General features: G+C 67.9%; 19 protein-coding genes and 2 pseudogenes. 14 read left to right on the plus strand and 7 right to left on the minus strand.

Annotated elements, in window-relative coordinates; genetic code table 11:
- Positions 1-263: 263 nt before the first annotated feature.
- Together ACIOHP_RS01305 and ACIOHP_RS01310 are read left to right on the plus strand one after the other, a co-directional pair.
- Positions 264-1,622 carry a replication initiator gene (locus ACIOHP_RS01305; RefSeq protein WP_401883094.1) on the plus strand — a complete coding sequence of 453 codons (1,359 nt, stop codon included), beginning with the start codon at positions 264-266 and terminating at the stop codon, positions 1,620-1,622.
- Between the two features lie 711 nt (positions 1,623-2,333).
- A complete protein-coding gene (locus tag ACIOHP_RS01310) occupies positions 2,334-4,133 on the plus strand; it encodes an NACHT domain-containing protein (protein ID WP_401883096.1) in 1,800 nt (599 codons plus the stop codon).
- On the opposite strand, the gene ACIOHP_RS01315 is transcribed toward ACIOHP_RS01310, so the two are convergent.
- Positions 4,130-5,614: a recombinase family protein gene (locus ACIOHP_RS01315; protein WP_401882221.1), complete on the minus strand. Its 1,485-nt coding sequence runs from the start codon at positions 5,612-5,614 to the stop codon at positions 4,130-4,132. The genes ACIOHP_RS01310 and ACIOHP_RS01315 overlap by 4 nt on opposite strands.
- 49 nt (positions 5,615-5,663) lie before the next feature.
- Here ACIOHP_RS01315 and ACIOHP_RS01320 point away from each other — a divergent pair.
- The 4 genes and pseudogenes from ACIOHP_RS01320 to ACIOHP_RS01335 all read left to right on the plus strand — a co-directional run.
- A pseudogene (locus ACIOHP_RS01320) lies at positions 5,664-5,765 on the plus strand (peptide-methionine (S)-S-oxide reductase); the annotation flags it as partial.
- 84 nt (positions 5,766-5,849) lie between these two features.
- On the plus strand, positions 5,850-6,971 hold the full coding sequence (locus tag ACIOHP_RS01325; protein ID WP_401882224.1) for an AI-2E family transporter: 1,122 nt from the start codon (positions 5,850-5,852) through the stop codon (positions 6,969-6,971).
- A 75-nt stretch (positions 6,972-7,046) separates the two neighbouring features.
- Positions 7,047-7,712, plus strand: a complete 666-nt coding sequence (locus ACIOHP_RS01330; protein ID WP_401883099.1) for a HEAT repeat domain-containing protein — start codon at positions 7,047-7,049, stop codon at positions 7,710-7,712.
- Positions 7,713-7,715: 3 nt separating this feature from the next.
- Positions 7,716-8,714: a MerR family transcriptional regulator gene (locus ACIOHP_RS01335; protein WP_401882227.1), complete on the plus strand. Its 999-nt coding sequence runs from the start codon at positions 7,716-7,718 to the stop codon at positions 8,712-8,714.
- Between the two features lie 68 nt (positions 8,715-8,782).
- Here the strand turns inward: ACIOHP_RS01335 and msrA are convergent, their stop codons facing one another.
- Positions 8,783-9,295, minus strand: a complete 513-nt coding sequence (gene msrA / locus ACIOHP_RS01340) for a peptide-methionine (S)-S-oxide reductase MsrA (RefSeq protein WP_351680108.1) — start codon at positions 9,293-9,295, stop codon at positions 8,783-8,785.
- Between the two features lie 212 nt (positions 9,296-9,507).
- Here msrA and ACIOHP_RS01345 point away from each other — a divergent pair.
- The 5 genes and pseudogenes from ACIOHP_RS01345 to ACIOHP_RS01365 form a co-directional block, all read left to right on the plus strand.
- Positions 9,508-9,648, plus strand: a pseudogene (locus tag ACIOHP_RS01345) (DUF4291 family protein); the annotation flags it as partial.
- 132 nt (positions 9,649-9,780) lie between these two features.
- The gene (locus ACIOHP_RS01350; protein WP_401882230.1) at positions 9,781-11,253 is read left to right on the plus strand and encodes a hypothetical protein; all 1,473 of its coding nucleotides are present in this window, start codon (positions 9,781-9,783) and stop codon (positions 11,251-11,253) included.
- 306 nt (positions 11,254-11,559) lie between these two features.
- On the plus strand, positions 11,560-12,354 hold the full coding sequence (locus tag ACIOHP_RS01355; protein WP_401882233.1) for a hypothetical protein: 795 nt from the start codon (positions 11,560-11,562) through the stop codon (positions 12,352-12,354).
- Between the two features lie 374 nt (positions 12,355-12,728).
- Entirely contained in the window at positions 12,729-13,301 is a 573-nt protein-coding gene (locus ACIOHP_RS01360) for a hypothetical protein (protein ID WP_401883145.1), read from the plus strand.
- Positions 13,261-13,794, plus strand: a complete 534-nt coding sequence (locus ACIOHP_RS01365; protein ID WP_401883102.1) for a DUF4291 domain-containing protein — start codon at positions 13,261-13,263, stop codon at positions 13,792-13,794. Before ACIOHP_RS01360 ends, ACIOHP_RS01365 begins: the two co-directional genes overlap by 41 nt.
- 18 nt (positions 13,795-13,812) lie before the next feature.
- Here ACIOHP_RS01365 and ACIOHP_RS01370 read toward each other — a convergent pair whose 3' ends face one another.
- From ACIOHP_RS01370 to ACIOHP_RS01380, 3 genes are all read right to left on the minus strand, one after another.
- On the minus strand, positions 13,813-14,373 hold the full coding sequence (locus ACIOHP_RS01370) for a hypothetical protein (RefSeq protein WP_401882236.1): 561 nt from the start codon (positions 14,371-14,373) through the stop codon (positions 13,813-13,815).
- Complete coding sequence (locus ACIOHP_RS01375) at positions 14,370-15,842, minus strand: sensor histidine kinase (RefSeq protein WP_401883104.1); 1,473 nt, start codon at positions 15,840-15,842, stop codon at positions 14,370-14,372. The genes ACIOHP_RS01370 and ACIOHP_RS01375 overlap by 4 nt, the downstream gene beginning before the upstream one ends.
- Before the next feature lie 107 nt (positions 15,843-15,949).
- Positions 15,950-16,648 (minus strand): response regulator, encoded by a 699-nt coding sequence (locus tag ACIOHP_RS01380; protein ID WP_401882239.1) that lies wholly within the window; start codon positions 16,646-16,648, stop codon positions 15,950-15,952.
- A gap of 139 nt (positions 16,649-16,787) precedes the next feature.
- Between ACIOHP_RS01380 and ACIOHP_RS01385 the strand changes: the two genes are divergently transcribed.
- Positions 16,788-17,675 (plus strand): DUF3152 domain-containing protein, encoded by an 888-nt coding sequence (locus ACIOHP_RS01385; RefSeq protein WP_401882242.1) that lies wholly within the window; start codon positions 16,788-16,790, stop codon positions 17,673-17,675.
- Between the two features lie 19 nt (positions 17,676-17,694).
- On the opposite strand, the gene ACIOHP_RS01390 is transcribed toward ACIOHP_RS01385, so the two are convergent.
- Complete coding sequence (locus ACIOHP_RS01390; protein WP_401882245.1) at positions 17,695-18,366, minus strand: hypothetical protein; 672 nt, start codon at positions 18,364-18,366, stop codon at positions 17,695-17,697.
- A gap of 195 nt (positions 18,367-18,561) precedes the next feature.
- Here ACIOHP_RS01390 and ACIOHP_RS01395 point away from each other — a divergent pair, with 195 nt between their 5' ends.
- Positions 18,562-19,041 (plus strand): GNAT family N-acetyltransferase, encoded by a 480-nt coding sequence (locus ACIOHP_RS01395; RefSeq protein WP_361548531.1) that lies wholly within the window; start codon positions 18,562-18,564, stop codon positions 19,039-19,041.
- The gene (locus ACIOHP_RS01400; protein WP_401882248.1) at positions 19,038-19,682 is read left to right on the plus strand and encodes a hypothetical protein; all 645 of its coding nucleotides are present in this window, start codon (positions 19,038-19,040) and stop codon (positions 19,680-19,682) included. The genes ACIOHP_RS01395 and ACIOHP_RS01400 overlap by 4 nt, the downstream gene beginning before the upstream one ends.
- A gap of 1 nt (position 19,683) precedes the next feature.
- Here the strand turns inward: ACIOHP_RS01400 and ACIOHP_RS01405 are convergent, their stop codons facing one another.
- Complete coding sequence (locus ACIOHP_RS01405) at positions 19,684-20,454, minus strand: SDR family oxidoreductase (protein WP_401882251.1); 771 nt, start codon at positions 20,452-20,454, stop codon at positions 19,684-19,686.
- Positions 20,455-20,571 lie beyond the last annotated feature (117 nt).

Below are 20,571 nucleotides of genomic sequence, written 5' to 3' on the forward strand. Positions count from 1 at the left end.
CGTGAGGTGCCCCCACTGCAAGGGCGACGGAGCCCGTAGGACCTGGACGGGACGGCTTCACCGCTGCCGCGTCTGCCGGGGTACCGGCACCATCCGCTGAGCGACCCACCCGCCGGACCACGCAAGGGAGTGATCCCCATGACACACAACGCGCCATCAACCATCACTCGTGCCGCTACGGCGGCCCACCCCGGAAGGTCACCACCATCACCCCGGAACTCACTCCGGCTGACAGGCGCGCCGTCCTTGATCGCGCGGCGCGCCTGCGTCAGCTCCCTGAAGCAGACCGCGATGCAATCCGCATCGCCCAAGATCCCAAGTTCCCCCGCTGGCTAGAGCAGATCACTGCCACGGGCGGCTGTGCTCACCCCGTCCACCTGTCCGGCTCGACGACCGCGTTGGACGCGGATACCGGCGAGATCCTGCACCATTACGACACCCTCGACGAACCCGGCGAACGTCTCCTCGTCCGCTGCCGCAACAGACGCGCAACGGTCTGTCCGGCGTGCTCCCGCCTTCACGCTGGGGACACCTTCCATCTCGTCCGTGCAGGCCTCCTCGGAGGCAAGAGCGTCCCTGCCGCAGTCCGCGACCGGCCCCGGCTGTTCGTCACCCTCACCGCTCCGTCCTTCGGCGCTGTCCATCGGGCCGGGGAACTGTGCCGTCCTCGCCGTGACGGTGGCACCTGCGATCACGGTCGTCCACTCGGCTGTGGTGCCGTGCACGACTCGGCCAATCCACTCATCGGCCAACCCCTCTGCCCCCACTGCTACGACTACGCAGGACACGTGCTCTGGCACGCCCACGCAGGCAAGCTGTGGGACCGCTTCGTCATCAGCCTCCGGCGCCAACTCGCCTCCTCCGCAGGCCTCGTTCAGTCCTCCTTCGCCAGACACGCTCGCCTGTCGTTCGCTCGCGTAGCGGAGTACCAGAAGCGGGCGGCCATCCACGTACACGCCGTCATCCGTCTCGACGGTCCTACCGGACCCGAAGACGACCCTCCGCCCTGGGGTACCACTCACCGGCTCGTCGCCGCCGTGCGTGCCTCTGCTCGACGGACCCTGGTTCTGACGCCCTACAGCCCCGCCGTAGGTGAACTGGCGCTCCGCTGGGGCGGCCAGCTCGACGCCCGACCGCTCCGTGTCAGCAGCGCTGGGCTGGACGACGAAGCGGTAGCAGCGTATGTCGCAAAGTACGTCTCCAAGGGAGCGAGCGAGACAGGCGCCGGCCTCGACCACAAGGTCAACACCTGCGAAGACATCGACGCCTCACCCGTGAGCGCGCATGTCCGCACCCTCATGCACACCTGCTGGCGCTTCGGCGGCCTCCCCGAATACGCGCCGCTGCACCTGCGTACCTGGACACACACCCTCGGCTACCGCGGGCACATCCTCACCAAGTCCCGCGCCTACTCGACGACATACGCGGCACTGCGCGCCGAACGCGCTCAACACCTTGGCCATTCCTACATCCCTGGCGCTGTCACGGATGTCCACTGGCGCTATGTCGGCTCCGGCCACTCCCCCGGAGCCGCCCTACTGGCAGCCGGTGTCTCGGAAGATCTTCACTCCGTGCGCGAAGCACTGCGGGATGCTTTGGCAGCGCAAAGGAGCTATACGTGACGCCGCTGAGCGCACGTGAGTGGGGGCGCATCCAAGCTGCCAGAGCTCCGGCATGGACCGAAGAACGCTGGCGTCGGATCTCGGTGATCCTTGGCATCGACCTACTCGAAGAGCGTCATGAGAAGAAGAGTCACACCGACCGATCTGGGAGGCGCGGTCGGTCTCGCGTCACGCCTTAAAGCGGCCACTCCGCCTCCGCCCAGGAGACGATGTTATTCGGAATCGGATCCACCGTTTAATCAACGCCTCCAGAAGAGATGCCTGAGGGGATTGAGAAGCTTCTTACTCAATGCTATTCCAGTAGCGGGAAGAGAGGCGAAGTGAATGATCCGCGAAAGGTTCCGCAGGAAGTACTGGTGGATCGCGAGCGCGACAGCTGGTGCCATCTTCCTGGTGGGCAGCATCGGGTATGCAGTGTGGGCCCTGGTAACACAGAAAGGGATGGGCCCTACAGATGTTGCCGGGGTCACTGGGATGATTGTTGGTGCAGTCTCCCTCTGGGCCTCCCTCCAAAGTCTCCGCACCTCAGACGAAACCGACCCAATTGCGATCGCAGGGCGCCTTGCCACACAGGTAAAACGCACAGAAACCGCTCAATGGAGACAGCTACTTGGAGGGGATACAGAGAAGATAGAAATCAATTTCACATTCCTCCCTGAGGAATCCAGAAATGTTGACGTTCCAAGGTGGCGAGGTAGCCTATCAGACGTAATGGAGTTCTATCAGGAAATACGCCCACATCGATTAGTTGTCACGGGTAGCCCTGGGGCCGGGAAGACCGTACTTGCACTTGAGCTACTTCTCGCACTCCTGGATAGTCGACGCGAAGATGATCCGATTCCGATACGTATCTCAGCCGCCAGCTGGAACACGAACCTGTCGCTAGAGAAATTGCTCATTGACCAGTTGGTCGATGCGTATGGACTATCAGGCGTCACTGCGAGGCATATGGTAGAGACACGCCACGTATTGCCAGTTCTGGATGGGCTGGACGAGATGGATACGGAAGACACACCCCTCGCAGAGTCGCGAGCGGCAGCCGCATTGGAATGGTGCAATTCCTATCAGGACGGCCGTGCAGGATCGTCACTAGTGTTGACATGCCGAGCAGATTACTATGAGGAACTAGCAAATGCCGGACAGCGGATTTTGGATGCTGCCAGAATCGAGGTGCACCCTCCCAGCTCCGATCAAATATGCGCGTTCCTGATTCGCCGAGTAAAGTATCCACACCGGTGGCAGGCCGTTACAAATGCCATTGCGGAAAACTCTTCGGAAACCCTCACGCGTACGCTCAGCACGCCTTGGCAGTTGACTCTAGCTATCGCAGCATACGACACAATGGGGGATCCTGACGATTTGCTTAGTATAACCGGGGATAGGGCCCTGTCCGAACATCTAGTCGAACGATTTATACCCGCTGTTACGCAGTTAAGCTCCAGGAGAAATAAAAAGGCCCCATATGAGTCGGATGACGTAACACGCTGGCTGGCCGAGTTGGCTAACTATCTCAACCTGAACGCAGGGAACACTCTAGGCGGCCGCGTCATGTCAGGCACCGATATAGTATTGCATCATTTATGGCCGCTGGGCGGTCACAGAATTCCGCGTTTGGTAGACGCAACGCTAGCCGTGCTGGCCGCAGTCCCTTGCTGCATTATTGTTTATGCATTGTCACCCCACTCGGGACGTCAAGGGATAACTATCCTGGCCTACACGATGGCTGCCAACATAATCTTTGCATCGATATTCTATTCTCGCTGGTGGCCCCATCCACAACGCTTAAATTTCCGCCGCATGGGTAGTCGAAGTGGCTTCCGATCAGTGATTACCGGACTGTTAGGCGGAGTTTCTATGGGGTTCGTCGCCGCGCTCCTATTTGGGCCCGCAATAGGGCTCGTCGGAGGCCTTCTTTACTGGGTCACCTATGGCGGATCCTTTGGACTAACGGGCGACATAAAGGATGATCGAGTGGAAATAGAGGGACCCGAAGGGCCACTTCGCCACGACGCCCTCTCAGCCCTACTATTCGGACTGACCAGCGGCCCTCTTTACGGCCTATCTGTGGCCGCCTCTGCAGATAGTCTAATTTTTTGGGCCACCTTTAGCATGACCGTTGGTATAGCGAATGGCGCGACAGCAGGAGCTCTTTTCCGCAGCCCTAGGATCGCAGTGATTTTTGGCCTATTCTCAGGCCTGGCAAGCGGCATATCTCAGACATACACATCAGATCAGGTATCGGGAGACCTGACGGCTTTCTTGTCTGCCCCAGCATTTGCGCTTCTAGTTGGTTTCGTGATCTTAGCGCGAGCGTCGCGCCGCTATTTGTCCTTCTTGATATGCATGCGAGGGCGACTGCCGTGGCGCCTCAATCGCTTCCTTAGATGGTCCTATAATGTCGGAATCCTGCGCGCCTCTGGCGTCGCCTATCAGTTTAGGCATCTTGAGCTACAGGATTGGCTGGCCCAACAGGCAGGATCACATCAACATAGTCCCGATTCTCACGCCTAGCCGTTAACCCATTTGAGAATCAACAAATCAGGATTGAATGGACGCCTGCCGCCTCCGCCTACGGGAAGAATCAACACCGCATGCAGCGCCTCCCGAATAAGTGCACGCTTCTGAGCCATATCTAGATCACCAGAAAACCATCGCTCCCGGACGTCCACCGTCACCTTAGACGCACGCTGAACACGCAATGCGTGCTCCGTACGCTCTCTACGAAGGTGCTTGATGCGGACCTCCATCTTCTGGTTCTCAGGGAAGAACAACTCGTCTGAGACAAGGTCCTCCTGCCACTTCTGGAGCATCGTCCGCTGCTTCTTCGTGAGACGTTCCAGCTCTTCGGTCCCATCCCACGGAGCGTCGCCCCGTGTCCTGACAGCGGCACGCTCCTCCAGCTTCGCCAGAACGGCTTCGGTCACGTACTCGTCGACCTTCACACCGTTCCGCCCACTGCCCCCGCATCCCCCCATGGATCGACTCGGACACTGGTAGATGAACCCGCCTGACAGGTCCGGCCGAGTACTGACCCGCATGGGGGCATTGCAGATCTGGCCATCCGCCCCAGGCTTCCCGCAGCGGAGGATGCCCGTGAGCAAGTGGGAAGGCGTGCGGTAGTCCGTCACAGTCCCGTCGGCCTTGACGTTGGGCCTGATCCTTGCCGAGAAAAGTGCGTCGATGGCCATCCACTCCGCCGGCGTGATGATGGGCTCCCACTGGCCGACCACAGGTCCGTCGGCATTCCGCACCAACTGCCCGTTGTGGCGCCGCCATCCACACAATCGTGGGTTCCACAGCGCGAGTTTCAGCGACCGAGCAGCCCAGGGATTGCCATGGACCGTCCGGAGGCCCTCGTCTCGCCATTGCAGCAAGATCGAGTGCAGCGACTTCCCTGCGATCACGTCGCGTGCGGCCTGGGCGAGCTTCTCGGCTTCATCGGGCCGAAGGGTCCGCTTGTCGTCCTCCCATCCGAAAGGACGCGTGCCGCCGACAGGGATGCCTTGCTCTGCCCGACGACGGTGCGAACGCCGTGTGCGTCGCCGGATCTTGCGCACCTCGGCCTTGGAGATGACGACGCCGAACAAACCCATGGACTCAACATCTTCGTTGTAGAGATCCTTGAGCCCCTTGGCATCCGCGTACACCCGCCCGTCTTCGAAGGTCAGGGCGTCCACGAAGCGCTCGTAGTCGCCCACGCGCCTCACAAGACGGTCATCCGCTACGACGACGACACCACGTACCGCCTGGCCGTCCGGCATGCGGCCGGCCTTGAGAACCTTCAGCATCGCTTCGAAGTCCGGCCGGACAAGGTCCGCCTTCGCCGCAGAGAGGTCGTTGTCCGTGTAGTAGTGCACAATCCGGCATCCCACCGCGGCTGCCGTCCCGTCGTTGACCTTGTGCTGGTCGTCCACCCCATGAGCGTCCCTGGCGAGGTCAGCCGAGATCCTCGCGTACGCCACCACCGGGACTAAGTGATCGTTGCCGCTCACTCCAACTCCCTTACACCATCCAGGAGTTCTAATGGTGCACGAAGTTCAGAGCTATCACCAGCAGTACCTGGACAAGAACCCGGCGGGTTACTGCGGGATCGGCGGGACCGGTGTCTCCTGCCCGATCGGCGTGGCCCGGGCGGACGGCTGAGCCGGGTTCACGGGCCCGCACCACCAGGCATACAAGCTGGCAGGAGTGATGCCCAAGTGCCTTGGGTCGCCATAAGGTGCCTCCGTGACTGCGACGTTGAGTTCCACGCGAGCCCGGGCCGCACTGCGCACGTCTGCGCGGACCTCCGGGGAGTTGCTGCTCGTACTCCTGATGCTCGCGGTGGCTCTGTGGCTCCTGGGCCGGATGTGGTCGGTCGTCTGGCCGCTGCTGATCGGCCTGCTGCTGACCACGCTGACCTGGCCGCCCACTCGGTTCCTGCGGCGTCGCGGGTGGAAGCCCGCGGTCGCCGCGTCGGTCGTGACGGTGCTGTTCCTCCTGGTCGCCATGGGTGTCGTGGCGCTGATCGCGGTACCGGTGGCGTCGCAGTCCGGGGAACTGGGCGACGGGGTGTTCAAGGGCGTTCAGGAGTTGCGCGAGTGGGCCGCCGGGCCGCCGTTGAACATCGATGACGCGCAGATCAACAAGGCCTTCGACACCGCGGTCTCCCGCGCGCAGGACAGTCTGGGCAACGTGGCGGGCGCTGTCGTCACGGGAGTGAGCACCGTGCTGAACGGTCTGGTCACCGGTGTCGTGGCCCTCTTCCTGATGTTCTTCTTCCTCAAGGACGGACCACGGTTCCTGCCGTGGCTGGCCCGGCAGCTGCCCGGTCGGCTCGCCACCGACGTCCCGACCGTGGCCGCGCGCGCCTGGAACACCCTGGGTGCGTTCGTGCGTTCGCAGGCGGCTGTCGGCCTGATCGACGCCGTCCTGATCGGGCTGGGGTTGTGGATCCTGGACGTGCCCCTCGTGCTTCCCCTGGCGGTGCTGACCTTCGTCTCCGCGTTCGTACCGATCGTCGGTGCCCTGTTCGCCGGTTTCGTCGCGGTTCTCATCGCGCTGGTCTCCAACGGTCTGACGGACGCGCTGATCGTGCTGGCGATCATCGTGGCGGTGCAGCAGCTCGAGGGCAACGTGCTCCAGCCCATGATCCAGAGTCGTGGGCTCGGCCTCCACGCGGCCGTGATCCTGCTGGCGGTGACCTTGGGCGGCAGTCTGTTCGGCATCGTGGGGAGTCTGCTCGCGGTGCCGGTCACCGCGCTGATCGCGGTGTGCTGGGACTATGTGCGTGAGCAGCTCAGCGAACCGTCTGAAGGCCCGGGGCCGGCGACCGACGGGCTGGACACCGACGCCCCCGTCCCGTCCTAGGGAGATCGACGAGCGTTTGACCTTGACACGGTGACAAGGCCTTCACTCCTTGCCGAGGAGGTGGTCACGGTGACCATGACGGGACAGGACACGGACGCGTCGGCGGCGCTCCAGCAGCTGGAGGACGACCGTTCGTCCGTGCGGCTGCGGGCGGCCATGGCGGTCGGCACGGCGCCCGAGCCGCGCTTCGTCGACAGGCTCGTCGAGCGATGCGCGATCGAGCCCGAGTTCTTCGTCCGCGACATGCTGACGTGGGCGCTCGCCCGCCACCCGGTGTCCGTGACACTCCCCGTGCTGCTCCGCGAAGTCCGTTCGGAGCGGGCGCAGGCACGGAGCCAGGCGTTGCACACGCTGTCCAAGATCGGGGACCGGCAGGCGTGGCCGGCGATCACACGGACGCTGCTGTGCGACGCCGACGACGAGGTGGCGCGGAGCGCCTGGCGGGCCGCGGTCGTGCTCGTACCGGAAGGCGAGGAGTCAGCGTTGGCCGCGGTACTGGCGACACAGCTCGGGCGCGGTGAGCGCGAGACGCAGCTGAGCCTCAGCCGGGCGCTGGTCGGGCTGGGTGAGGTCGCGCTGCCCGCCCTGCGTGCCGCGGCGACGGCCGCTGACCGGCAGGCGCGCACCCACGCCCTCGCCACGCAACGGCTGCTGCGCGACCCGGACGCCGGTTTCGAGTTCGCGATCGAGGAGGCGAAGCGCGTGGTGGCCCTCGGCGGTTCGGGCGAGGCGGGACAATAGGGCGTGCTGATCGGTGAGGTGGCGCGACGGTCCGGGGTCAGTGCCCGCATGCTCAGGCACTACGAGTCGCTCGGACTGCTGCGGCCCTCCGCTCGTACGGGCTCCGGCTACCGGGAGTACTCCGGCGACGACATCCGGCGGATCTTCCACATCGAGAGCCTTCGGTCGCTGGGGCTGTCGCTGCGGGAGATCGGGCGGGCGCTGGACGATCCCGGTTTCACGCCCTCGGCGCTCGTCGACGACCTCATCCGGCAGACGCGCGAGCGCATCACGGCCGAGACCGAGCTGCTCACACGGCTCCGCCGGATCGACGCCGCCGAGCCCGCTGCCTGGGAGGACGTCCTCCAGGTCGTCGTATCCCTCCAGGCGCTGGGGTCGAAGAGCGCTGCCGCCCGCCAGCGCGCGGCCCTCTCCCCGGCCGCCGAGATTCCGGTGGAGGCCCTGGTCGAGGCGGTGCTCAGGGAGACGGAGCCGAACGTCGCCGGGGCCCTTCGCTGGGCGCTGGCGCGATCGGGCGACGGCGCCACGGCACTGCTGGCTCAGGGCCTCGGCTCACCGGTGGCCGCCGTGCGGGAACGTGCCGTCCGGTCACTCGCCGAGCTGCCCGGCGACGAGGCCACCGCCCGGCTGCGGGACGCCCTCACGGACCCCGATGCCGTGGTCCGCGGCCACGCGGCTCTGGCGCTCGGGACGCGGGGAGTGGCCGACGCGGTCCCGGCCCTCGTCGACCTGATCGTGCGGGGCCGCAACGACACCGAGGCGGCCGACGCGCTGAGCATGCTGGCAGGCGACACCGCGACGGCGGCCCGCATCGCCACCAGGCTCGTCGACCACCTCGCCCAGGACACCACCGAGGCGCCCGCACGCGTACGGCTGACGCAGGCGCTGGCGGACATCCCGGGGCGCACGGCTTCGGACGCCCTCATGGAGCTGTCCGGCGACGGGGACCGTGCCGTCGCCCTGACCGCCGCGTACCTTGTTCGGCTGCGCGAGGCGGGGTGACGGCTCTTCTCGGTACCGCGTACTGGGCCCGGCCGCGGGGCCCGCGGCCGGGCCGCCCCTCGGTTCGGTCAGCCCTCGGCGCGGGCGGGCAGCCGCCATCCCGGGCGCGGGAAGTGGCAGGTGTAGCCGTCCGGGTAACGCTGCAGGTAGTCCTGGTGCTCCGGCTCGGCCTCCCAGAAGGGGCCCACCGGCTCCACCTCGGTGACGACCTTGCCCGGCCACAGGCCCGAGGCGTCCACGTCCGCGATCGTGTCCTCGGCGATCCGCTTCTGCTCGTCGTCCACGTAGTAGATCGCCGAGCGGTAGCTCAGACCGATGTCGTTGCCCTGCCGGTTCTTGGTGCTCGGGTCGTGGATCTGGAAGAAGAACTCCAGGAGCGCGCGGAAGTCGGTCTTCGCGGGGTCGAAGACGATCTCGATGGCCTCCGCGTGCGTGCCGTGGTTGCGGTACGTCGCGTTCGGCACGTCACCCCCGGTGTATCCCACCCGGGTCGCCGTCACGCCCGGAAGTCGGCGGATCAGCTCCTCCATCCCCCAGAAGCATCCGCCCGCCAGCACGGCCCTCTGCGTCTGCGCAGCCATTCCCGCTCCTTCCCTGTCTGCCATCTCGGTCACTCGGGCCGCTCGGCTCGCACGCCGTCGGCATCCCTGACCCACCCCCCTCAACGCACGAGGGCTCCCGACGATTCCGTGCCGGACGCACGGCACGCCCACCGGCACGACTCGCCAGGACAGGTCCGGACCGGTCGAAAACCACTGGTCCCACCACCCGGACCGACCCCACCCTGTACGCCATGGAACACCCCCACCACCAGATCCGCGCGGCCCACACGGCATCCACGATCACCGTCTACCAGGCGTACTCCCCCGCCCTCGGCCTGCCGGCGGCCCGCGAGGGCCGTTTCCCGGCGGCGTGGAAGCGCGACCGGATGACATGAGTCACCAAGCCGAGTTCACAGCCTCCAGAAGCAGCACCTGAACCCTTGCCTGCGTCAACGCCTCGGGCGAGGCCGACCTCCTATGAGAGACTCGGCGGTCAACTCGCCGAGCCAGAAGGGCCGCTTGCCTTGTCGGATGTCATGCCGGTACCGGTTCACCTCGACAAGGTGGTGGAGGGACTCGCGGGGAACCCGGCGTTACCGCCCGAGCTCATCCGCCGCCTCTTCGCCTACCGGCGAGGCTTCGGCAGCGTTGCCAAGCGCCCGGACCTGACCGACGACATGATCGCCGAGATCATCGCTGTTGAGGATCACTGGCTCACGCATTCGCTCGCGCTCAACCCCAGCCTCCCGCATGCCTTCCGGATGCGCCTTGCCGAGCACCCCGATGCGGGGGTACGCGCGGCCCTGGTGGTCAGCTCGGGCGGCGCACCGCGAGAGCTGTTCGAACGGCTGCTCTGCGACCTCGACGTACGGGTGCGTGAGTACCTGGCGGAGAGCGATCATGTGCCGGCGGATCTGCGCGCACGGCTGGCGGCCGACCCGGAGCCGAAAATCCGGGCGACGCTTGCCCAATGGTGGACGCGGGCCCCGGAACCGGTGCGCCGGCTCCTGCTGACGGATCCCGAGGACACGGTGCGCGCAGGAGCCTATGCGACCTACTATCGACGGCTTCCCCATCCCGTGCCACCCTCCGACCTGCTTCCGGCGCTGCTGGCCGATCCGATCACACGCGCCGGGGCGGTGCGCCACTGCGCGCTGGATGCCGGCACAGCCCGTCGGCTGGCTGATGATCCGGACGAGGCGGTGCGTCAGGAACTCGCCGAGCACCCCGACCTTCCACCGACGCTGCGCGAACTGCTTGCCGAGGATCCCAGCCTGCGGGTCGCGCTCCGCATCTTCGCCCGTCAGGACACCCCCGAGTCGACACGCGCCGCGATCCACACGCAGATCCTGTCCGACATGCCTCTGGCGGACTGGCTCACCGATCCCCAGATCCTGGACGACGACACGCTTGAACGGCAGCTCGTGAACAAGCTGGCGCGTCTGGAGCTGCGCATGTTGCGTCTGCCATGGGTGACCGCTGATCCCTCGCCGTATGTGGACTCGCCCTACGCCTGCTTCCGCGCCTCCGCCGCGATGTCCGGCCGGCTGCCCGCGCCGGTCGTGACCCGGCTGCTCAACGACGAGGAGAGCAACGTCCGCACGACGATGGCTCTGCACGCCCGTGACCGGATCGACCCCGCCACCGCCGAACGAATCGATCGCACCTACCGCCCGGTGAAGAGGACCCGGTGGCGTCCGGCCGATGACTTCCCCCTCCCCTCGGACGTCCTTCGGCGTTTGGCCAGCGATCCCGACCCAAGGATGCGGCAGCTGGCGCCACGCGACCTCGACCTGCCGGTGGACCTCGTACGTCGCCTGGCTGGCGATCCCGATCAGATGGTGCGCCGCGCGATCGCGGCCCATCCCCGGCTTCCGGCCCGCGACCTGACGAACCTGTTGGCCGACTCATCGGAATCGGTCGCTACCGCCGCAGCCGGCAATCCCGACCTGCCGCCCCGACACATGCACCGCATCCTCGCCCTGGCGGGCCTGTGACACCAGCGCGCTCTGAGCAGCGGCCCCACAACCGTCGGTGATCGAACGTCGCAAAGGCTGTGAGCGCGCCTTGGCATGGACCATCAAGTCGCTTTGATGGAGGCTTGCGCGTTGCCGACGACGAAGACTGAGGAGTGGTGGCGCGTGGGCGGGGCCTGCCTTGATCACGGCGCCGATCTTGCCCGGTGATCGTGGAACTCTCGAGGAGCCGGGACCACCCCGAGGTCGATGGCGCCTCTTGGACCGTCAGCCCTCTCGGCAGCCGTCTCGGCAGCCGTCTCGGAGCAGGCACTAGCCTCTCGGGCTATGTCCGCGCTACCCGATCTTCATAGTGCGACCATCGAAGCGATAGTCGATCACGTCGGCCGATCGACACTTCCCTTCCAGCGAGCCCACCGGGAGGAACAACACGCCACGTCCTTCTGGTTCAACGAACTCGTGGAGACGACCGCCGAAGACGAGGTCATTTGCCAGTACCTCGTGACTGCCAGCGAGCCGGCGAGAGTCGAGTCGGCCGAATTCACCCTGCGTCCAGACTTGTGCACACCCGCGATGAGCGCAGAGAAGCTAATGATGATCGACTTCGCGGAGGGGTGGATTCATCTCGGCGACCTGGGAGTGGCGGTCATGCCCACCACCGGATTGCACGCGCACGGCGCTCGCAAGGGGTGGAGTTGGACGACCGACGAGATCACCGAAGGCATCGCCGCCACGGAAGAGGACATCGCCGGCCTCGGTGAGCACCCGATCGCGGCCTACGTGCTGGGGCACGTCACCGAGGACGGTGCCCGAGAGCAGGCTGTGGTGGTCGGCCAGGTTACGCGCACCAGCGGCAACGGCATCCGTTGGAACGGAGACCTGCCGCTGGGGTGCGTAGGGGCACCGGTGTTCATCAGCGCTCGCCTCAGCGGTGACAGTTTCAAGTTGGTCTGTCTGGGGGTGGCGCTGCCCGCCGACGGTCACCACACGATTGCTTCCTTCGACCGCATCCGCGCCGCCCTGAACTCCCTCCCCTCTGATACCCCGCCAGCCTTTGGTGAGATCGCAGACCATCCTCGGCAGGCCGAGCCGAAGCGGCGCTGGTGGCAGCGACGCGGCTGACGCTGCCCAGCGCCGTCAGGGGTACGACCATGGACGACCAGCCCGAACACCTTTGACGGAAGGGGCCAGGTGAACGTGGCAGGCGCTGGTCAGCCGATCTCTCGGGTTCCGAAGCCGACGCGAGCCCCCAGCCACTTACACTGCGTGCCATTCGACGTTCTGTGACGGGGGTCTGCATGTCGTTAGAACTAGGCCGTTGTTCCCTGACGGTGGTTGCCGTCGGTGCCGTGCTGGTTCTTGCCGGAGGGTGTTCCCCAGCGACGGGCGAGGTGAGTGCCGAGCCCAAGACCCCGGCTCCTTCAAAGGCGTCGTCTGCGAGTGTGCAGCCGCTGAGCGGCGACGAGTTGGTAGCGGCACTTCCCACAGAGGGAGCCATGCCGGGCTACATCGTCACCGGCACGCCCAGGTCGAGCACCGACGGCGGTACGTCCCATGCTGACGTGAGACCGAAGGCATGCCGTTCGCTCTGGGACGCTCGTGCCCGCGCTTCCACCACGTCAGTTGCCAGTGCCTGGATACCGATAGCCCGTTCCGTGTTCGCTCCTCCAAGCCAATCCCTCACCTTCACCAGCTATGGCTCTGGAGGTGCGGAGACGTACCTGGCTTCCCTCGACAAGGCTGTGGACGCTTGCTCGTCCCTGTCCTTCCTCGCCAGCGACGGCACTCGCGCTACGGGGGACGTCGAACGAGTCAAGAACCAGGTCGCGTTGGGAGACGCTTCCGTGAGCTTCCGGATGCACTGGAAATTCGATCAGGACGGCTTCAAGTCGGACACGTTCGTCCTGGTCACCACGGTCCGCGTGGGTGAGGCGACCGTCACCGACGTGGCGGACGCCAGTGTCGGCAGCCAGCTTTCGGCATCGAAGAAGCGTGCGTTCATACCGAAGGTGGACCCCGACATGCTCAATTCTCAGGTCGCCGCACTCCGCAGAGCTCAGAGTCACTGAACAGGCGTCGCGAAGAAGGGGCTGTGAACGCGGCTTGACGTGGATCAAGCCCAGCTTTCTCTGGATGATGTACCGCTGCGGCTGGGCCACGAAGGAGGGGCAGGAGACCGTGCTCGCCGTCGAGATCACCCGTGACGGCTTCGAGTGGGCGCTGCGCCACGCATGCCTGTCCGCCTACGTCCGCGGCCTGCACCCCGACCGGGCCGCCTGGCAGCGCCGGTTGAAGCGGGCGCCCGCTCGGGTGCAGTGGGATCCCGAGCGCGACCTGCACCTGCGGCCCCTGCCCCACCGCGCCCTCCAACTCGGCCTCTCCGGTGAGGCGGTTCGGCGATACGCCGACGAGTGGACGGTCGGCATCCGTGACGTGACCCCGCTCGCCCGCGAGATACACGCACGAGTCCGCGACGGCGATCTGGACTCCGCCGCCCGGCTGCTGCCCGAGGAACTCCCCTTCCCCGAGGGCGACGGACTCCTCGCCCACCTGCGGGGATGAAGCGAGGACGCCCCGCCGCTACGGCTCAGGACAGCGCTCCACGCCCCCTTCGAAGGTCCTGCCCGCCGCGTCCGTCACCGTCACCCTCGTCGAGTCCAGATCCTGGCGGGTGAGCAGATACGCGCGGGCGGCGGTACAGATGACCTGGTCCGCCGCGAGGGGGGTCAACTTGCCTGCGTAGCCCGGTAGTTCGAGGCGGACTCGGTCGGTCTCCGTCATCAGCCGTACCGACTCCTCGGGGGCCGGCTCGGCGGGTGAGGGGGTCGGGAGGGTGGTGGCGGGGAGTAGCCGGGCCAGTTCAGTGGTCAGGTGTTGGCGTTGTTCCTGCGGGGTCGGGCCCTTGAGGAGGGAGTCGACGGCCGCCACGGGTTCGCCGGCGTCGGCGATCGTGCGGTCCACGGCGACCAGGGCGCCGTCCCGGATCAGGTAGATCGACACGGTCGGGGGGATTCCGCTCGCGGGTCCGCCCGCCTCCACCACGCCGGTCGTGGGAATGTCGCAGGCGGAGAGCAGGAGGACCGACGCCGCGACGAGCAGCGCGGCGGCGCGGGCCGGCTTCAGGAGTGACCTCGTCTTCATGAAGCACCCCCGCTCCCCGGCTCGTCCCGCCGCAGCGGGAGTTCCACGGTGAAGACCGCGCCGCCCTCGGGACGGTTCGCCGCGCGGATCGTGCCGCCGTGCATCCGTACGTTCTCCTCCGTGATCGAGAGACCCAGCCCACTGCCCTCCGTACGGGTGCGCGCACTGTCCGACTTGTAGAAGCGCTCGAAGACGTACGGCAGTACGTCGGCCGGGATTCCGGGGCCGCTGTCCGTCACCTCGACGATCACCGAGGCGACCGCCGGTACATCCGCCGCCGGTGCCCCCTCCGCCGGTACGCCCGCCGACAATCCGATCCGCACCGGCCGCGCCCCGTGGCGCAGCGCGTTCCCGACCAGGTTGGCCACGACCACGTCCAGCCGCCGCGGGTCGACCCTTCCGCGCAGCGCGTCGGGGCCCGGCAGTGCCGTCTCCACCTCGTCCGACCAGCCGCGGGAGGCGAGGGTGCGGCGGATGGACTCGGCGAGGTCGATCTCGTCCAGGTGGAGGACCGCCGCGCCCGCGTCGAAACGGGAGACCTCCATCAAGTCCTCGACCAGACGGGCGAGTTTGACCGTCTCCTCGCTGATCAGCCGTACCGCGGTGGCCGTGTCGGGATCGAGGTGGCCGGCCTCCTCGTCGAGGAGGTCGGTGACCGCCGACATCGCGGCCAGCGGGGTGCGCAGTTCGTGGGAGACGTCCGCCACGAAACGGCGGGCCCGCGCCTCCATGGCGCGCAGTTCGGCGACGGACTGCTCCAGGGCCGCCGCGGTCTCGTTGAACGTGTGGGACAGGTCGGCGAGTTCGTCGGAGCCGTTGACGTCGAGGCGGGTGTCGAGATGGCCCTCGGCGATGCTGCGGGTGGCGCGGCGCAGGGCCCGGACCGGGCGCAGTACGCCGCGTGCGGCGAACAGGGCGAGGAGTACGGCGGCACCGAGGGCCGGAACCATCGCCCGCTCCACGGCGGTGACCAGGGCGTCGACGGACGCCTGCTCGCCGGTCTGGGGCACGGTGAGGAAGACCTGGACACCGGAGAGCACCGGAATGCCCCCGGTCGGACCGGCGAAGACGACCGACATGCCGACGAGCAGAGAGGTGCGTCCACCGTCGCGCACCCGCTGGAACACCGTGGCCTGGCTCGCGTCGACGGCCTCGCGCACGGCCGGCGTCAGCGCGTCGAAGGGGTCGCCCGGGGCCGAGGTCTCGGAGATCCCCTTGTATCGGACCAACACCCGCCAGGTGGCCGCCGGTTCGGCGCGGGCCACGTCCACGGCGAACTGTCGCAGTGACTGCCGGGAGGGTGGATACGTCAAGTCCGGTGCCAGACGCCCGACTTGGGCGCGCAGTTGCGCGATCACCGTGTCCTGGCTCTGTTTGAGGACCCCGTTGCGGGCCTCCCGGAAGGCCAGGGCGCCGGTCGTCATGGTGGCCAGGGCGGCGACGAGCCCGAACGCCACGACCAGCCGCATCCGCAGACCGCCGCGCGCGATCCACGCCGGGAACCCCGTGCCGGTACGGCCGCCCACCGCCGTACGACCACTCACCGCCGTACGGCCCCCACCTCCCGCACGACGTCTCACTTGGCCGCGAACCGATAGCCGAAGCCACGCACCGTCTGTATGTAGCGCGGGTCCCGCGGCGGTTCGCCCATCTTGGCGCGCAGCCGTTTCACGCAGGCGTCCACCAGGCGGGCGTCACCGTGGTAGCTGTGCTCCCAGACCGCCTCCAGCAGCTGCTGTCTGCTGAAGACCTGTCCGGGCGAGGCGGAGAGGGTGAGGAGGAGGCGGAGTTCGGAGGGGGCGAGGGCGACCGGGGTCCCGGCGACGGTGACGGTGAGACCGGCCCGGTCGATGGCCAGGTCGCCGTGGGTGTCGATCCTCGGCAGGCCGCCGCCGCCGTCGGCCGTGGTGCCGCCCGCCCGGCGAAGTACCGCGCGGATACGGGCGTTCAGCACACCGGCCTGCACCGGCTTGACGACATAGTCGTCGGCGCCCGCCTCCAGGCCCACGACGATGTCCACGTCGTCGCCCCGCGCGGTCGCCATGACGATCGGCAGGGTCTGGTCGACGGAACGGATGCCCCGGCACACGTCCAGGCCGGTCATGCCGGGCAGCATCAGATCGAGGACCACGACGTCGGGGCGGAAGGACGTGAGGTGCGCCATGCCGTCCTCGCCGGTCGCGGCGGCGGCGACGTCGTGTCCCTGGCGGCGCAGTGCCAGGGCGACCCCCTCGCGGACGGCGCGGTCGTCTTCGATCAGCAGAACTCGTGGCATGGGCTCAGTATCGGGACCGTCGGGCGCACGCCTGGACTCTGTTACCGGATGATCACACAGCCCGCGTTGGATCGTTCGTTATTGTTTCGTGACCATTCGGGCCAGATCCGATCACATGGCGCCCACAACCTGGCCAACCATGACCGCCCACACCACCACGCCCTCCCGTTCCCGACGCCGCCGGCGCGGCGCCACGCACGCCTCCGGACGGCGGCGCAGAACGGGACGCGCGTGGGCGGGTCTGGTCGCCCTGGCCGTCCTCGGTGCCGCAGGGTTCGCCGCCGCCCAGTGGGCGCCGCCCGGAGACGGGAAGGCACGGACGGACGCCGGGCGGAAGACAGCCCCCGACCGTCATGCGATGCCGACACCGACATCGACGACCGATGCGGGCTCCACCCAGCGGGCCAAACCCGCCCCCGCCCCGTCCCGCACCACCCCCACCCGGTCCTCGACCCCCACGATCCCCGCGACCGGCCCCGGAACCTTCGTCACCGCATCCGGCGGCAGCCCCAAGGCCGGCAGCGGAAGAGCCCTGCGCTACCGCGTCGAGGTCGAGACGGGACTCGACCTGTCCACGGCGGACGTGGCCGAGCAGGTGGACCGCGTCCTGGCCGACCCCCGGGGCTGGACGGCGGACGGCACCTCCGCCTTCCAGCGGATCTCGTCGGGGGCCGCCGACTTCGTCGTGAAGGTCGCGACCCCGGGCACCGTCGACAAGATCTGCGCGACGCAGGGCCTGGACACCGGGGGCGAGTACAACTGCAGCGTGAACGACGACGTCATGGTCAACCTCAGGCGCTGGGAGCTGGCCACCCAGTACTACGCCGACGACGTACGGTCCTACCGGGCCCTGATCATCAACCACGAGGTCGGCCACTTCCTGCACCACGGCCACGTCACCTGCCCCGGCCCCGGCCAACCCGCCCCGGCGATGATGCAGCAGATCAAGGGCCTGAAGGGCTGTGTCCCCAACGTCTGGCCCTACGACGCCCAGGGACGGCTCATCACCGGACCGGCCGTGCCCTGACGCCGTGGCCGGGTCACGCTCACCCGGAAGCCGTCAGCTTCTTCAGCTGCGCCTCGACGATCGCGTCCGGCACGGCGGCCGGGGGCGAATCCCCCGACGCGCGGGGCCGGTCGAAGTCGTAGAACACGGCGACCGTGGCTCCTTGCCGGACGGCCACCACCGCGAAGGGCACCCGGACGGGCTCCTCGCCCTCGGCGTCGGCCACGACCTGAGTGAGCCGCAGGGACACGGACTCGTCGCCGTACCCGGGGTCGGGCCGCAGTTCGGTGTCCTCGTAGGGGAAGTCCGCCGTGACGTCCTCGAAGGTCTCGCACTCCTCGGCGGCGGTGCGGAGTTCGGCGATCACCCGCGCGGCGTCCTGGCCGCTGTGCGACGACAGGATCACGGTCGCGCCGGTCGCGCTGTTCTTCTTCGAGTGGATCATCCGGCCGGCACGCGCGACGGCGCCGAACCCGCTGCTTCCCCCCAACGCCCGCGCGACGGGGGCACATTCGTCGGGATCGGCCGTACGCCGCGACGCGGACGTGTCGGTCACCACCTTCTCGATGTCGTAACCGCCGAGGTCCGCCCCCGCGAGCACCGCCTGTTCGAGCTCCGCCGCGTTCAGCGGTTCCGCTTCCACGACGGCCACGTCCGCCGAGGCGTCCGCGCCGGAACCGCACCCGGCGAGCGTCACGCACAACGTGAGCACCGCCAGGCAAACACCCGCCCGTGACTGCCGAACCATCGTCGTCCCCACCCGTTCCCCACCCCGCTCCCCACCGGAGCATCGATCAGCAGAGTAGAACGTCAGTCCCGTTCCCGAAGGCCCGAAAGCCCGAACCGAGATCCGTGACCGTGCGGTCGGCCCCGCGGACCGCCGTCGAAGTTGCGGAGCCCTCAGCCCATGACCGAAGCTCCCGGCATGAACGTCCGTGTGGAGATCGCCCGTGCGGCGAGCCAGGAACTCGTCGACGCCTTTGCCCGCCTGCTGCCCCAACTGTCGTCGACGGCGAAGCCCCTCGACCATGAGGCCGTCGAGCGCATGCTGACGCACGACGCGAACACCGTCCTCCTCGCCCGCACCCCGGCCGGGATCGTCGGCATGCTGACCCTCGCGGTGCTGCCCCTGCCGTCCGGTCTGCGGGCCCGCGTCGAGGACGTCGTCGTGGACACCGCCGCCCGCGGCCGGGGAGTCGCCGGCCTGCTCATCGAGGAGGCCCTCCGCATCGCCCACGAGACCGGAGCCCGCACGGCCGACCTGACCTCGCGCCCGGACCGCGGCCCGGCGAACCGCCTCTACGAACGACTCGGATTCCGGGCCCGGGAGTCCACGGTCTACCGCTTCCCACTGGAGGGCCGGACCACCGGAGCGACCGGCTCATGACCGACGCGACTGACGGCGACCGCCACCGACAGACCGGTGGCCGCGGTGGACTGACCGCCTATCAGGCGCAGTTGCGGGACCGTATGCTCGCCGCCCCGGTCGTGCCCGCGCCCGAGCCCTGGCGGCCGGTCTTCGAGGGGTGCGCCCTTGTCGGGGGGCTGCTCGGCATCGGTTTCGCCACGCATCCGGGGAACGGGCGGGACCTGGTGATGGTCGTCTCCGCGGACGGGCACGGGCTGTTCGACGCCGTCACGGGAGAGCGGATCGCCCGGGACCGCGACCCCGGTCCCGATGCCGAGGAGTGCGGTCGCGACGCGCCTCCCGGGCTGTCGTGCACGGGGCTCGGGCCGATCGCCGGTCGCCGGGTGCACGTCGCCGGGCTCCTCGGCGGCGCTCTGCACACCAGCAGCGGGGACGGCTGGGTCCTGGAGGTCGTGAGTCCCGACTGGCCGCACGACCGGGTCCTGCTCTCCCGCGGCAGCAGCATGCCGCACCGCGCACCGCACGGAGAGGGGTGGTGGCACATCTTCCACTCCTCGTACTCCGAGTTGCGAGCCGTCGGCTTCTCCCCCTCCGGCCGCACTCTCGCCGTGGCGACCAGCAGCGACGTGACCCTGTGGACCCGCGCCCCCGCCGGCTGAGTCACCCCACGCGCCCCGCCAGGAACTCCTCCCACGTCCGCTTCCCCGTCTCCGCCCCCCGCAGCGTGAGGTTCGCCCCCGCCCGGTACGCCTTCCCCGCCTTGCCCGGTATCCGCACCGGCATCCTCAACCGGCCCCGCTTTCCGTGGAGTTCGAGGTAGGGACGGGCCAGCTCGGCGATGTCGTACGTGTGTGGACCCGCGATGTCGGGGACCAGCCCCTGGGGCTCCCCCAGCGTCAACTCGACCAGTCGCGCGGCCACTTCGGCCGAGTCCACCGGCTGAAGGCGCAGGCCTCCGGGCACCGGGAGCACCGGAAGCCTGGTCATCTTCTCGATCATCGTGAGGGTCAGGTCATGGAACTGGGCCGCCCGCAGGGTCGTCCAGGGGATGCCCGAGCCGGCGACGGCCCGCTCCGCGTCGAGCTTGGTCCGCAGCCAGGCCAGCGGGACGCGGTCGGCGCCGATGACCGAGATGTGGACGAGGTGGCGCACCTCGGCGCCGACGCAGGCCCGCACCAGATTCCGGGTCGCCTCGTCGTCCCCCTTCGGCCCGCCCGCCAGATGCAGGACCGTCTCGACACCGTCCACCGCCGCCGCCACGCCCTCCCCCGTCAGGAGATCGCCGGTGACGTACTCGACGCCGTCCCCGCCCTCGCGGGCACCGCGGCTCAGGACCCGCACCTCGTGACCGGCCGCCCGCAGCAGCGGAACCACATGACCGCCCAGGGTGCCCGTGCCGCCGGTGACCAGGAGGGGTGCCGTCTTCGTCATGTCTGCTCCAGTTCCGCGAGGTTCGACTGCCTTCACCGGACTGACCCCCGGCGTCGGGGCGATGTGACAGACGGCGGCGGATTTTTTCTCGTATTGCTTTCTCGTCCCGCGCGAGGA

This window comes from Streptomyces sp. NPDC087859, assembly GCF_044742595.1.
In the GTDB taxonomy this organism is placed as follows: Bacteria; Actinomycetota; Actinomycetes; order Streptomycetales; family Streptomycetaceae; genus Streptomyces; species Streptomyces canus_F.